The organism is Pseudomonas sp. PNPG3, from assembly GCF_023093815.1.
In the GTDB taxonomy this organism is placed as follows: Bacteria; Pseudomonadota; Gammaproteobacteria; order Pseudomonadales; family Pseudomonadaceae; genus Aquipseudomonas; species Aquipseudomonas asiatica.
In genome coordinates this window covers 49,260-62,011 of record NZ_JALLKV010000003.1, presented here as the reverse complement: position 1 = coordinate 62,011, position 12,752 = coordinate 49,260, and the positions used below count along the sequence as shown (strand labels likewise).

The following is a 12,752-nucleotide window of genomic DNA, read 5'->3' as shown; positions in this document are numbered from 1 at the left end:
GGAGCGGCCTTGTGTCGCGAGAGGGCAAAGCCCTCCCAACAATGGGTCAGCGAACGACGATCCCGCGCGAAGCCATGTAGGCCTTGGCTTCCGGCACCGTGTACTCACCAAAGTGGAAGATACTGGCAGCCAGCACCGCACTGGCATGCCCTTCCAGAATGCCGTCAGCCAAGTGCTGCAGGTTACCCACACCGCCCGAGGCAATCACCGGAATACCCAGCGCATCACTGATCGCACGGGTAACACCCAGGTCGAAGCCGTTCTTCATGCCGTCCTGATCCATGCTGGTCAGCAGGATCTCGCCAGCACCCAGGCCTTCCATCTTCTTCGCCCATTCAACGGCATCCAGCCCGGTCGGCTTGCGCCCGCCGTGGGTGAAGATTTCCCAGCGTGGTTCTTCGCCCGGCCCGGACACCTTCTTGGCATCAATGGCGACAACGATGCACTGCGAACCGAAACGGTCCGCTGCCTCGCCGACGAACTCTGGGTTGAACACCGCGGCCGTGTTGATCGAGACCTTGTCGGCACCGGCATTGAGCAGGTTGCGGATGTCCTGCACGGTGCGCACGCCACCGCCCACGGTCAGCGGGATGAACACCTGGCTGGCCATGCGCTCGACGGTATGCAGGGTAGTGTCGCGGCCGTCGACGCTGGCAGTGATGTCGAGGAAGGTGATTTCGTCGGCACCTTGCTCGTCGTAGCGACGGGCGATTTCCACCGGGTCGCCGGCATCACGGATGTTCTCGAACTTGACGCCCTTGACCACCCGGCCGTTGTCCACGTCCAGGCAAGGGATGATGCGCTTGGCCAGTGCCATGGTTCAGTCCTCAGCCTTGGTAGTTGTCGCAGAAGGCCTGGGCCTCGGCGACATCGAGGGTGCCTTCGTAGATGGCACGGCCGGTGATGGCGCCGATGATGCCCGGGGCCTTGGCGTCCAGCAGGGCCTTGATGTCGCCCAGATTGTGGATGCCGCCCGAGGCGATCACCGGGATCGAGGTAGCTTCTGCCAGCGCCTTGGTGAACGGCACGTTGCAGCCCTGCATCATGCCGTCCTTGGCGATGTCGGTGTAGACGATCGCCGAGACGCCATCGGCCTCGAAACGCTTGGCCAGGTCGATGACCTGCACCGAGCTCACTTCAGCCCAGCCGTCGGTGGCGACGAAGCCGTCCTTGGCGTCCAGGCCAACGATGACCTTGCCCGGGAAGGCCTTGCACGCTTCGGCGACGAACTCCGGCTGCTTGACCGCCTTGGTGCCGATGATCACGTAGCTGACGCCAGCCTTGACGTAGTGCTCGATGGTTTCCAGCGAGCGGATGCCACCACCGATCTGGATCGGCAGGGTCGGGTAGCGCTTGGCAATGGCGGTGACCACTTCACCGTTGACCGGCTGGCCTTCGAAGGCGCCGTTGAGGTCGACCAGGTGCAGGCGGCGGCAGCCACCCTCGACCCACTTGGCGGCCATGCTCACAGGGTCGTCGGAAAATACCGTGGAGTCTTCCATGCGGCCCTGGCGCAGGCGCACGCAGGCACCGTCCTTCAGATCGATAGCGGGGATAATCAGCATCTTGGGAACCTGTCTGTTCTTGGGGTTTCAGGGCTTCTCGAGCGCCCACAGATCGCTTTCGATGCTCTCGAACCGCTCCTTGAGGTGCAGCTGAACATCGGCAATCGCCCTGTTGTAGTAAAGGGGTGCAATTTCTTTGCTGAACAGTTCGAGGACTTCGGCCACTTCGAACGACCCCAGCTCCAGCTCGAAACGGTCTTCGAGGAAGCGCTTGAGCGTGTGCAGCGCTTCGCGCTCCTGCTCGGGGGCCAGGGTGATGACCGGGGCCTTGGTCTTCGACCTGCTCATTTACCAGCGCCCGTCCCAGGCGACGAAGTTCTGCAGCAGCTGCAGGCCATGGGTATGGCTCTTCTCCGGGTGGAACTGCACGGCAAAGCGCGAGCCATCGGCCAGTGCAGCGGCGAAATCGACACCGTAATGGCCGCGACCGACCACCTGGGCCGGCTTGCCTGCATTGATGTAATAGCTATGCACGAAGTAGAACCGCGCACGGTCGGGGATGTCGTGCCACAGCGGGTGGTCGTTGGTCTGGCCGACTTCGTTCCAGCCCATGTGCGGCACCTTCAGGTGCTCGCCGTCTTCCTGCAGGTCTTTGCCGAAGAAGCGAACCTGGCCGGGGAACAGGCCGATACAGTCGACACCGTCGTTTTCTTCGCTGTGGTCGAGCAGTGCCTGCATACCCACGCAGATGCCGAGGAACGGGCGGTCCTGGCTGACTTCACGCACCAGGCTGTCGAAGCCCAGGCGGCGGATTTCTGCCATACAGTCGCGAATCGCGCCCACGCCCGGGAATACCACGCGGTCGGCTTCGCGGATGACCGTGGCATCACTGGTGACCAGCACCTTGCCGGCACCTACATGCTCGAGCGCCTTGGCCACCGAATGCAGGTTGCCCATGCCATAGTCGATTACGGCTACCGTCTGCATTTACAGGCACCCTTTGGTGGAAGGCATCTGCCCGGCCATGCGCTCGTCGAGGGTAATGGCCATGCGCAGGGCGCGGCCGAAAGCCTTGAACACGGTCTCGATCTGGTGGTGGGTGTTGTGGCCACGCAGGTTGTCGATGTGCAGGGTCACCAGGGCGTGGTTGACGAAGCCCTGGAAGAACTCCTGGAACAGGTCGACATCGAAGCCACCGACGCTGGCGCGGGTGTACGGCACATGCATCTGCAGGCCCGGGCGACCGGAGAAGTCGATGACCACGCGCGACAGCGCTTCGTCCAGCGGCACATAGGCGTGGCCGTAGCGGAAGATGCCCTTCTTGTCACCGATGGCCTGGGCAAATGCCATGCCCAAGGTGATGCCGACGTCTTCGACGGTATGGTGATCGTCGATATGCGTGTCACCCTTGCACTCGATATCCAGATCGATCAGCCCATGGCGGGCAATCTGGTCCAGCATGTGTTCAAGGAAAGGCACACCGATATCGAATCGGGCCTTGCCACTGCCATCGAGGTTGATCGAGCACTTGACCTGGGTTTCCAGGGTATTGCGCTCGACGGAAGCCTTACGTTCGACCATCACCAGCTCCGCAAAATCATTAGGCGAAAAGGGCTTCATTATAGGCCTAGAACGCGCCGGCTTGAAACGCGGATGACATATGGCAAAACGAGGAATTACGCAGGCTGGATACCGTTACAGGTCTATACAACCGCATGGCTTGGGGCTGCTTTGCAGCCCATCGCGACACAAGGCCGCTCCTACAGGGGTCGCCTGTAGGAGCGGCCTTGTGTCGCGATGGGGCGCAAAGCGCCCCCAATCAATGGAACAGCACAGCCGTCTTCTGCAAGGTAATCCAAACGCCCCAGGCCAACGGCACGACCACCACAGCCCAGGCCAGCAGTACCAGCGGCAGGCTACCCGGCGCCGCCTTCCACTCCAGCGAGCGCGCCCCGTCGGCGCCCTTGTCATGGCTCAAAGCCCGCTCGGCAGCCAGTTCGGCATCGCTCATGAAGTGCTTGTCGGCCACCGGTCGTACCAGCATGTTGCAGACAAAGCCCAGCACCAGCAGGCCGGCGAGGATGTACAGGGTCATGTCATAAGCAGCCGCACGCTCCACCCCGGCCGCCAATTGGTACTCGCGCAGGTAGGTGATAAGCACCGGCCCCAGCACCCCCGCCGCCGCCCAGGCAGTCAGCAGGCGGCCATGAATTGCGCCGACCATCTGCGTACCGAAGAGGTCGGCCAGGTAGGCCGGTACCGTGGCAAAACCACCACCGTACATCGACAGGATGATGCAGAACGCCGCCACGAACAGCGCCACGTTACCCAGGTGCCCCATGTTCGGCACCAGGCTGTACAAGCCCACGCCCAAGGCAAAGAAGGCGAAATAGGTGTTCTTGCGGCCAATGTAGTCCGAGAACGACGCCCAGAAGAACCGCCCGCCGATGTTGAACAGGCTCAGCAGGCCGGTGAAGCCGGCGGCGATCGCGGCAATCTGCGCCAACTGGGCGCTGTTCAGCTCGCTGAAGCTCAGCCCGTTGCCCAGCAGCTTGCCGGCGAACACTTCCTGCAGCAACGGCGAAGCCATGCCGAGGATGCCGATACCCGCCGACACGTTCAGGCACAGCACCAGCCAGATCAGCGCGAACTGCGGGGTCTTCCAGGCCACGCTGACGTGAACGTGGCGGTCGGTGACCATGGTGTTGCCAGCTTTCTTCACTGGGGCGCTCCAGCCTTCGGGCTTCCAGCCGGTTGGCGGTACGCGATACGCCAGGGCACCAGCGGTCATGAACACGAAGTAGATCGCCGCCATGACGACGAAGCTCTGCCACACGCCCACTTCTTGCGCATTGCCGAAATGGCCCATCAGCGCGGTGGCCAGCGGAGCACCGACCATGGCCCCGCCACCGAAGCCCATGATCGCCATGCCGGTGGCCATGCCGCGCTTGTCCGGGAACCACTTGATCAGGGTCGACACCGGCGAGATGTAGCCCAGGCCCAGGCCGATACCCCCAATTACGCCGGAACCCAGCCACATCAGCCACAACTGATGGGTTTTCACGCCAATCGCCGAAATCAGCATGCCACCGCACCAGCACAGCGCCGACACCAGGCCGGCCTTGCGCGGGCCGGCGTGTTCCAGCCAACCACCCAGCACGGCCGCCGAGCAACCGAGGAAGACGAAGAAGAGGGTGTAGATCCAGCTCAGCATGGAAATCGGCCAATCGCATTCGGCGCTGAACATGCGGGCCATGAAGCCCATGTCCGCCGCGCAGGCGACCGGGGCGGTGATGCCTAGGGCTTGCGACAGCGGCAGCCAGAACACCGAGAAGCCATAGGCCATGCCGATGCACAGATGGATGGCAAGGGCGGCCGGTGGGACCAGCCAGCGGTTGAAGCCCGGACGGGCGATGATGCGCTCCTTCGACAGGAAGCTTGGCGCACTGGCCAAGGTCCCCGCCGCGACGGTACTGCTCATGGATCAGATCCTTCTTATAGGGAGGGTGCAGGCAAAGCGGCGCAAGGGTAGCAGCATCAAGTAGCGTGAAAGCAATCTGATATCGTTAATTTTTGCTCGGCTGAAACGGTCATGTTGCCTATACCGGCGATAGGGCCAGTACAGGCCACACATTCGGAACTGACAAAATCATGGCTGTCGAAAGCCGTACCATCTGTTGTACGCGTAGGAAATGCCCCGTATCTCTAGTCGAATACGCAGGGGTAACCACTGCGGCGCTATACTCTGGCGCTTGAATTTCAAAAACGGACTACAAGGACTCGCCCATGAAAGCGTTCGGCAAAATCCTGGGACTTGGGCTTCTCGGGTTGCTGCTGATCATCGTGGCGCTGGGCTTCGCCCTGACCCACCTCTTCGATCCCAACGACTACAAAGACGAGATTCGCCAGCTGGCACGTGACAAGGCTCACGTCGAGCTGACCCTCAACGGTGACATTGGCTGGAGCCTGTTCCCGTGGCTGGGCCTGGAGTTGCACGATGCGAGCATCGCCACCTTGAACAAACCCAAGGAGCCGTTCGCCGACCTGCAGATGCTGGGGCTTTCTGTACGTGTGCTGCCACTGCTGCGCCGCGAAGTGCAGATGAGCGACGTGCGCGTCGAGGGCCTGAACCTGACCCTGGCCCGTGACGAACAGGGCCATGGCAACTGGGAAGACATCGGTAAACCGCTGCCCGCGCAGAACGGCGCCAGTGCCGATGGGCAGGCCAGTGCTCCAGCCCAGGCACCGGCCGAACAGGCGTCGGCACCGGTCGCCAGCAACGAACGCGCCGTCAAGCTTGACATCGACAGCCTGACCGTGAACAACGCCCGCGTACAGTACACCGATGCCAAGACCGGCCAGAGCTACAGCGCCGAAAGCATCCAGCTGAGCACCGGCCCAGTCCACGAAGGGGCGAACATTCCGCTCAAGGCCAGCGCCTTCCTCAGCGCCAGCCAGCCGAACATCAAGGCCCGCACCGAACTGGCCGGCGAGCTGCGCTTCGACCGCAAGCTCAAGCGCTACAACTTCGAAGACATGCGCCTGTCGGGCGAAACCTCGGGTGAGCCCACCGGCGGCAAGACCGTGACCTTCGCCGCCCAAGGCCAATTGCTGGTCGACCTGGCCGCCAATGTCGCCTCGTGGAACGGCCTGAAAGTCTCGGCCAACCAGCTGCGCGCCCTGGGCGAGCTGAACCTGCGAGACCTGGACAAGGCACCGCAGCTGAGCGGCGGCCTGTCCATCGCCCAGTTCGACCTGCGCACCTTCCTCGACAGCATCGGCCGCCCGCTGCCGGCCACCAACGACCCGGCGGCCTTCGCCAAGCTGGAACTGGTCACCCGCCTGCAGGGCACGCCGAACAGCCTGGCCCTGGAAGACCTGGCGGTGAAGCTGGACGACAGCACCTTCACTGGCCGCGTGGCCGTCGAAGACTTCGCCAAACAGGCCCTGCGCCTGCAGCTCAAGGGCGACACCTTCAACGCCGACCGCTACCTGCCGGCCAAGAGTGAAGAGGCCAAGGGCGCCACCGCCGCGCGTCAGGCCGAGGTCAAGCAACAGGAAACCACTGCGGTCGCCGGCCCTGGCACCACGCCGCTCCCCAATGCCCCGACCCAGGTCGCCTGGAGCGACGACAAGCTGCTGCCGGTCGATCGCCTGCGCGCCCTCGACCTACAGGCCGACCTGGCCTTCGGCTCGCTGACCCTGGACAAACTGCCGATCGAAGACGCCCAGCTCAAGGCCATCGGCCAGGGCGGCCTGCTGACCCTGCAAACCCTGCGCGGTGAACTGTACAACGGCACCTTCGAGGCCAAGGGCACCGTCGACGTGCGCCCTGCCGTGCCGCAACTGGGCGTCAACACCAGCATCCAGCGGGTGCCGGTCGAACACTTCATCAAGACCGAGGGCAAGGAACAGACGCCACCGGTCAAAGGCCTGCTAACCCTGACCAGCGACCTGACCGCCACCGGCAACAGCCAGAAGACCCTGGTCGACACCCTCAACGGCAACGCCAACTTCGTCATCAACGATGGCGTGCTGGTCAATGCCAACTTGGAACAGCAACTGTGCAAGGCCATCGCCACGCTGAACCGCAAGTCGCTCAGCGGCGAGCCGCGTGGCAAGGACACCCCGTTCCAGGAACTGCGTGGCAGCCTGGTAGTACGCAATGGCGTTGCCAGCAACCCGGACCTCAAGGCACGAATTCCGGGCCTTACCGTCAATGGCCATGGTGACCTCGACCTGCGTGTACTGGGCATGGACTACAACGTTGGCGTGGTCGTCGAAGGCGACCAGCGCGCCATGCCGGACCCGGCCTGCCAGGTCAACGAACGGTATGTCGGTGTCGAAATACCGCTGCGTTGCCGCGGCCCGCTGGAGCTGGGCGCCAAAGCCTGCCGCCTGGACCAGGACGGCCTGGGCAAGGTTGCCGCCAAGGTGGCCGGCAACCGTCTGCAAGACAAGATCGATGAAAAACTCGGAGACAAAGTGAGCCCAGAATTGAAAGACGCGCTCAAGGGGCTGTTCAAGCGATGAGCCCCGAGCAGTTCTCCAGCGCTGTGCTGGATTGGTATGACGAACACGGTCGGCACGACCTGCCCTGGCAACAGGGCATCAACCCGTACCGGGTGTGGGTGTCGGAAATCATGTTGCAGCAGACCCAGGTCAGCACCGTGCTCAACTACTTCGACCGCTTCATGCAGGCCCTGCCGACCGTGCAGGCCCTGGCCGAAGCGCCGGAGGACGAGGTGCTGCACCTGTGGACGGGCCTGGGCTACTACACCCGGGCACGCAACCTGCAAAAGGCCGCGAAGATCGTGGTCGAACAGCATGGCGGCGAATTCCCGCGCAGTGTCGAGCAGCTCACCGAGCTGCCTGGCATCGGCCGCTCCACCGCCGGCGCCATCGCCAGTATCAGCATGGGCATCCGCGCACCGATCCTCGACGGCAACGTCAAGCGCGTGCTGGCCCGCTACACCGCCCAGGCCGGCTACCCCGGCGAACCCAAGGTGGCCAACCAGCTGTGGGCCACGGCCGAACGCTTTACCCCACAGCAGCGCGCCAACCACTACACCCAGGCGATGATGGACATGGGTGCCACGCTGTGCACCCGCAGCAAGCCCAGCTGCCTGATCTGCCCGCTGCAGCGCGGCTGCGAAGCGCACCTGCACGGTGAAGAAACCCGCTACCCCGAGCCCAAGCCGCGCAAGGCACTGCCGCAGCGCCGCACGCTGATGCCGCTGCTGGCCAACCACGAAGGCGCCATCCTGCTTTACCGCCGTCCGTCCAGCGGCCTATGGGGTGGTTTGTGGAGCCTGCCGGAACTGGACGACATTGCCCAACTCGACGACCTGGCCTACCAGCACGGCCTGCGCCTGGCTGACAGCCGCGCCATGGACGGCCTGACCCATACCTTCAGCCACTTCCAGCTGGCGATCGAGCCCTGGCTGGTGCGCGTCGACCCGGTCGGCCAGCACGTGGCCGAGGCCGACTGGCTCTGGTATAACCTCGCCACCCCGCCGCGCCTGGGCCTCGCCGCCCCGGTGAAAAAGCTGCTCAAACGCGCGGCCGACGAACTGATTGCAGGAGACGCCCGATGACCCGCACCGTGATGTGCCGCAAGTACAAAGAAGAACTGCCAGGCCTGGAGCGCCCGCCCTACCCCGGCGCCAAGGGCCAGGACATCTTCGAACACATCTCGCAGAAAGCCTGGGCTGACTGGCAGAAGCACCAGACCATGCTGATCAACGAAAAGCGCCTGAACATGATGAACGCCGAGGACCGCAAATTCCTCCAGGGCGAGATGGACAAGTTTTTCGCCGGCGAAGAATACGCCCAGGCGGAAGGCTACGTTCCACCCTCGGAATGACCCCACGGAACGTAAGCGACGGAATTAATTTAAAATTTTTTCAAAAAGTCGTTGACGAGCGGTCTGAAAGTCTATTTAATTCACCTCGTCGCCCAGATAGCTCAGTCGGTAGAGCAGAGGATTGAAAATCCTCGTGTCGGCGGTTCGACTCCGTCTCTGGGCACCACCTTCAAGCTTCTGGTGGTTGCAAAGTTACCCGAAGCGACAACAAGAAACCCGCCTAGTGCGGGTTTTTTGTTGTCTGTGAATTTTCATAATCCAACAGCTTCAATCCTCAAATCCCCTCACGTCTCATTGATAGACATCAAATAGCTATCACTCGCTCACCTTCACAATCGAAGACGGACATCCGACTCGACCCGCAAGGACCTCCATGAGCGAAGAATCCCCCCTCCTGCTCCCCGCCCCCAGCGAGCCCGCCATCACCCCAGCCCGCACGCGTCGCCCACGCCAGCGCAAGCCGGAGCCGACGATCACCAGCATCAGCCAGCAACCTGCTGCACTGGAAGTCGCCACCGCCCCCAAGGGCAGCAACGAAGACAGCACTTCGGCCCGCTTGCCCACCAGCTACCCGTACCGCACCCGCATGCGTCGCCTGGACTACGAGAAGGCCAAGCATGCGCTGCAGATCGAGTTGCTGAAGGTACAGAGCTGGGTGAAGGAAACCGGCCAGCGCGTGGTGATCCTGTTCGAAGGGCGCGATGCCGCAGGCAAGGGCGGCACCATCAAGCGGTTCATGGAGCACCTCAACCCACGCGGCGCGCGCATCGTGGCCCTGGAAAAGCCTTCCGAGCAGGAAAAAGGACAGTGGTACTTCCAGCGCTACATCCAGCATCTGCCCACGGCAGGTGAAATGGTGTTCTTCGACCGCTCCTGGTACAACCGCGCCGGCGTCGAGAAGGTGATGGATTTCTGCTCGCCACTGCAGTACCTGGAGTTCATGCGCCAGGCGCCGGAGCTGGAGCGCATGCTGTGCAACAGCGGCATCCTGTTGTTCAAGTACTGGTTCTCGGTGAACCGCGAAGAGCAGCTGCGCCGCTTCATCTCGCGCCGGGACGACCCGCTCAAACACTGGAAGCTGTCCCCCATCGACATCAAGTCGCTGGACAAGTGGGAGGACTACACCGCAGCCAAGGAGGCGATGTTCTTCCATACCGACACGGCCGATGCACCTTGGACGGTGATCAAGTCCGATGACAAGAAGCGTGCGCGGATCAATTGCATCCGGCACTTCCTGCATTCGCTGGACTACCCGGGCAAGGACCGCAGCGTGGCGCATGCGCCGGATGCGCTACTGGTCGGGCGAGCGTCCCGCGGCTTCGAGGAAGATGAGGCAGAGCCGCAGGCCTGTTGAATCGGCGTGCCTGCTGCGCTTCAATACGCGCAATTTCCGCCCCACCAAGGATTCACCATGGCCACCCCAACCAAGCAACAGAAACGCGCCAAGCGCGCCGCCAGCAAGGCCAAGCAGAACCGCATGGTACGCAGCGGCCAGGCGGTCAAGGCCAGTGCTGGCGACAGCGCCAGCATCGAGCAGGTGTACAACAAGGCCATGGAGTCGGGCAGCTACGACCCGCTATTCAAGAAGATGAAGGAAGCCCAGGAAGGCGGCCTGGTACCGATGATTTCGGTGTTCCTGGTAGATCCGCTGCTGGCCCTTGTGCTCAAGGGACACAAGGAAGAACACGCCACCGATTACATCGTGCTGGTGTTCAACGCCTACCGCAAATGGCTGGATGGGGCCGACGAAGAAGCCACCATGGCCTGGCTGGAGAGCGATGAGTTCCAGGCCGCCTACGTGGCGGCTTCGGAGCTGGTTGCCAAGCAGCAACAGCAGCAGAAGCAATTTGGCTGACAGGGCTGTGTAGCCTGACCGGGCCCTATCGCCGGCAAGCCGCCTCCTTACAGGTACACCCCAGGCCCAAAGGCAATGCCGTCCCTGTGGGAGCGGGCAAGCCCGCGAAAGGGCCGGAACAGGCAACAAAAAAGGCCGCGCCCTTCACAGGGCGCGGCCTTTTCATTTCAGCCAGCGCGGATCAGTTATCCAGCGCCACCCGCCCGGCAGCTTCACGCTTGCGGTGCACCAGCAAGCCAGCCGCCACCACACCAATGCTCAGCAGCGCGGTCGCGATGATTTCGGCGCGGTGGTCCTCACGCAGCGCCATTACCACCAGAATGGCAATGATGAAGGCAATGGTCGCCCAGGTAAGGCCCGGGAACAGCCACATCTTGAAGGTGATCTTCTCGCCGCGGGCCTCACGCTGGGCGCGCATGCGCAGCTGCGATACGGCAATCACCAGGTACACCAGCAGCGCAATGGCACCAGAGCTGGCCAGCAGGAACTCGAACACCTGGGCCGGGGCCACGAAGTTGGCGAACACACAGAGGAACGCCGCTGCAGTGGACAGCAGAACCGCCACATGCGGGGTAGCCGACTTGGTGGTGCGCTGGGCAATGGCCGGAGCGTCACCACGCTTGCTCAGCGAGAACAGCATGCGCGACGAGGTGTACAGCGCCGAGTTCAGGCAGCTGGTCACGGCGATCAGCACGACGATGTCGACGATCAGCTTGGCATTCGGCACGCCGATGCGGCTCAGCACGGTCTGGTAGGAACCGGTCTCGGCCAGGGCCGGGTCGTTCCACGGCACCAGGGCCACGACCAGGAAGATCGACACCAGGTAGAACAGGCAGATACGCCAGATCACCGAGTTGGTGGCGCGGCTGATCTGCTTGCCCGGGTCCTTCGACTCGGCAGCGGCGATGGTAACGATTTCGGTACCCATGAACGAGAACATGGTGGTCAGCATGGCTGCCAGCACCGCGCCCAGGCCGTTAGGCATGAAGCCCTGGGTGTCGAACAGGTGGCTGGCACCGCTTACCTGGCTGCTCGGCACAAAGCCGAACAAGGCAGCACAACCCACAGCGATGAAGCCGATGATCGCCAGCACCTTCAGCAGAGCGAACCAGAACTCGAACTCGCCGTAGTTCTTCACGCTGCACAGGTTGGTCAGGGTCAGCGCCAAGGTGATGACCAGGGAGAACGCCCACAGGTCGACCGCAGGGAACCAGGCATGCAGGATGGCCGCGGCGGCGTTGGCCTCCAGCGGAATTACCAGTACCCAGAACCACCAGTACAGCCAGCCAATGGTGAAACCGGCCCAGCGCCCGATGGCGCGGTCGGCATAGGTAGAGAACGAACCGGTGTCAGGCGAGGCGACAGCCATTTCACCCAGCATGCGCATGACCAGCACGACCAGCGTACCGGCGGCAGCGTAAGCCAGCAGCACGGCAGGGCCGGCAGCAGCAATGGCGTGGCCGGAGCCAACGAAAAGGCCGGCACCGATGACGCCAGCGATGGACAGCATGGTCACATGCCGTTGTTTGAGCCCCTGAGCGAGGTCATTGGAATTGTTACCGCTCATTGAAACTACCTTTGTAAGGAGTGGACCACTCCGACTGCGGTTACGGAGCGCGCCTGGGGTTGACCTGGGCGTCGCTGCAATCGGCGGTTTCCTACTGGCAATAAGCGCGCCATGTGCTGAATACATTCGTCAGAAAAGTCGGTATCCCTTTTAGCATGCGGTTTGGAGGGCTTTCGGCCAACGGCTGACCGAAAGACCATCAAATCATCGGATTACTGAAATACCCACTTACAAACGCACCAAAGGTGCTCCCCGGTAACACCTGTGCACCGCTGCAATGCAAAAAAGTGCAACCTAGAGGTACAACCTGAAGACCTGGCCGCCCCCGTTCGCGGGCATGCCCGCTCCCACAGGTCAGGTGCAACCATTTGAGCCCTTTTAAAGAACCTGTGGGAGCGGGCGTGCCCGCGAAAGGTCTAAAACCGCTTCCATGAGCGGGCCAAAGCTGGCACCATCGCG

The 12,752-nt window shown here is 62.7% G+C and carries 12 protein-coding genes and 1 tRNA gene; 6 read left to right on the top strand and 7 right to left on the bottom strand.

All coding sequences use genetic code 11. The features are described from left to right. Positions 1 to 46: 46 nt before the first annotated feature. The 6 genes from hisF to MJ643_RS03645 form a co-directional block, all read right to left on the bottom strand. Positions 47 to 817: an imidazole glycerol phosphate synthase subunit HisF gene (gene hisF, locus MJ643_RS03670; protein WP_013970495.1), complete on the bottom strand. Its 771-nt coding sequence runs from the start codon at positions 815 to 817 to the stop codon at positions 47 to 49. A 10-nt stretch (positions 818 to 827) separates the two neighbouring features. Continuing rightward, positions 828 to 1,565: a 1-(5-phosphoribosyl)-5-[(5-phosphoribosylamino)methylideneamino]imidazole-4-carboxamide isomerase gene (gene hisA / locus MJ643_RS03665; RefSeq protein WP_003257484.1), complete on the bottom strand. Its 738-nt coding sequence runs from the start codon at positions 1,563 to 1,565 to the stop codon at positions 828 to 830. Between the two features lie 27 nt (positions 1,566 to 1,592). After that, positions 1,593 to 1,853, bottom strand: coding sequence for a DUF2164 domain-containing protein (locus MJ643_RS03660; RefSeq protein ID WP_003257483.1), 261 nt, complete (start codon positions 1,851 to 1,853; stop codon positions 1,593 to 1,595). Next, on the bottom strand, positions 1,854 to 2,492 hold the full coding sequence (gene hisH, locus MJ643_RS03655) for an imidazole glycerol phosphate synthase subunit HisH (protein ID WP_013970493.1): 639 nt from the start codon (positions 2,490 to 2,492) through the stop codon (positions 1,854 to 1,856). After that, positions 2,493 to 3,086: an imidazoleglycerol-phosphate dehydratase HisB gene (gene hisB / locus MJ643_RS03650; RefSeq protein WP_003255736.1), complete on the bottom strand. Its 594-nt coding sequence runs from the start codon at positions 3,084 to 3,086 to the stop codon at positions 2,493 to 2,495. 238 nt (positions 3,087 to 3,324) lie between these two features. Beyond that, the gene (locus MJ643_RS03645) at positions 3,325 to 4,986 is read right to left on the bottom strand and encodes an OFA family MFS transporter (RefSeq protein WP_013970492.1); all 1,662 of its coding nucleotides are present in this window, start codon (positions 4,984 to 4,986) and stop codon (positions 3,325 to 3,327) included. 305 nt (positions 4,987 to 5,291) lie between these two features. On the opposite strand from MJ643_RS03645, the gene MJ643_RS03640 reads away from it, so the two are divergent. The 6 genes from MJ643_RS03640 to MJ643_RS03615 all read left to right on the top strand — a co-directional run bounded on the left by MJ643_RS03640 (position 5,292) and on the right by MJ643_RS03615 (position 10,726). Then, entirely contained in the window at positions 5,292 to 7,538 is a 2,247-nt protein-coding gene (locus tag MJ643_RS03640) for an AsmA family protein (RefSeq protein WP_023661917.1), read from the top strand. Then, positions 7,535 to 8,602 carry an A/G-specific adenine glycosylase gene (mutY, locus tag MJ643_RS03635; RefSeq protein ID WP_013970490.1) on the top strand — a complete coding sequence of 356 codons (1,068 nt, stop codon included), beginning with the start codon at positions 7,535 to 7,537 and terminating at the stop codon, positions 8,600 to 8,602. Before MJ643_RS03640 ends, mutY begins: the two co-directional genes overlap by 4 nt. Then, positions 8,599 to 8,871, top strand: a complete 273-nt coding sequence (locus tag MJ643_RS03630; RefSeq protein ID WP_003257478.1) for an oxidative damage protection protein — start codon at positions 8,599 to 8,601, stop codon at positions 8,869 to 8,871. Before mutY ends, MJ643_RS03630 begins: the two co-directional genes overlap by 4 nt. Positions 8,872 to 8,961: 90 nt before the next feature. Further along, positions 8,962 to 9,037 (top strand) — tRNA-Phe (locus tag MJ643_RS03625). A gap of 207 nt (positions 9,038 to 9,244) precedes the next feature. Beyond that, on the top strand, positions 9,245 to 10,225 hold the full coding sequence (gene ppk2 / locus MJ643_RS03620) for a polyphosphate kinase 2 (protein ID WP_024087999.1): 981 nt from the start codon (positions 9,245 to 9,247) through the stop codon (positions 10,223 to 10,225). Positions 10,226 to 10,282: 57 nt separating this feature from the next. Next, positions 10,283 to 10,726, top strand: a complete 444-nt coding sequence (locus tag MJ643_RS03615) for a hypothetical protein (protein WP_013970488.1) — start codon at positions 10,283 to 10,285, stop codon at positions 10,724 to 10,726. 181 nt (positions 10,727 to 10,907) lie between these two features. Here the strand turns inward: MJ643_RS03615 and gabP are convergent, their stop codons facing one another. After that, positions 10,908 to 12,293, bottom strand: coding sequence for a GABA permease (gabP, locus tag MJ643_RS03610; RefSeq protein WP_013970487.1), 1,386 nt, complete (start codon positions 12,291 to 12,293; stop codon positions 10,908 to 10,910). Positions 12,294 to 12,752 lie beyond the last annotated feature (459 nt).

Excerpts from the sequence above, each read along its gene's own strand:
- hisF (WP_013970495.1), bottom strand. The coding sequence starts at position 817 with ATGGCACTGGCCAAGCGCATCATCCCTTGCCTGGACGTGGACAACGGC.
- hisA (WP_003257484.1), bottom strand. The coding sequence starts at position 1,565 with ATGCTGATTATCCCCGCTATCGATCTGAAGGACGGTGCCTGCGTGCGC.
- MJ643_RS03660 (WP_003257483.1), bottom strand. The coding sequence starts at position 1,853 with ATGAGCAGGTCGAAGACCAAGGCCCCGGTCATCACCCTGGCCCCCGAG.
- hisH (WP_013970493.1), bottom strand. The coding sequence starts at position 2,492 with ATGCAGACGGTAGCCGTAATCGACTATGGCATGGGCAACCTGCATTCG.
- hisB (WP_003255736.1), bottom strand. The coding sequence starts at position 3,086 with ATGGTCGAACGTAAGGCTTCCGTCGAGCGCAATACCCTGGAAACCCAG.
- MJ643_RS03645 (WP_013970492.1), bottom strand. The coding sequence starts at position 4,986 with ATGAGCAGTACCGTCGCGGCGGGGACCTTGGCCAGTGCGCCAAGCTTC.
- MJ643_RS03640 (WP_023661917.1), top strand. The coding sequence starts at position 5,292 with ATGAAAGCGTTCGGCAAAATCCTGGGACTTGGGCTTCTCGGGTTGCTG.
- mutY (WP_013970490.1), top strand. The coding sequence starts at position 7,535 with ATGAGCCCCGAGCAGTTCTCCAGCGCTGTGCTGGATTGGTATGACGAA.
- MJ643_RS03630 (WP_003257478.1), top strand. The coding sequence starts at position 8,599 with ATGACCCGCACCGTGATGTGCCGCAAGTACAAAGAAGAACTGCCAGGC.
- ppk2 (WP_024087999.1), top strand. The coding sequence starts at position 9,245 with ATGAGCGAAGAATCCCCCCTCCTGCTCCCCGCCCCCAGCGAGCCCGCC.
- MJ643_RS03615 (WP_013970488.1), top strand. The coding sequence starts at position 10,283 with ATGGCCACCCCAACCAAGCAACAGAAACGCGCCAAGCGCGCCGCCAGC.
- gabP (WP_013970487.1), bottom strand. The coding sequence starts at position 12,293 with ATGAGCGGTAACAATTCCAATGACCTCGCTCAGGGGCTCAAACAACGG.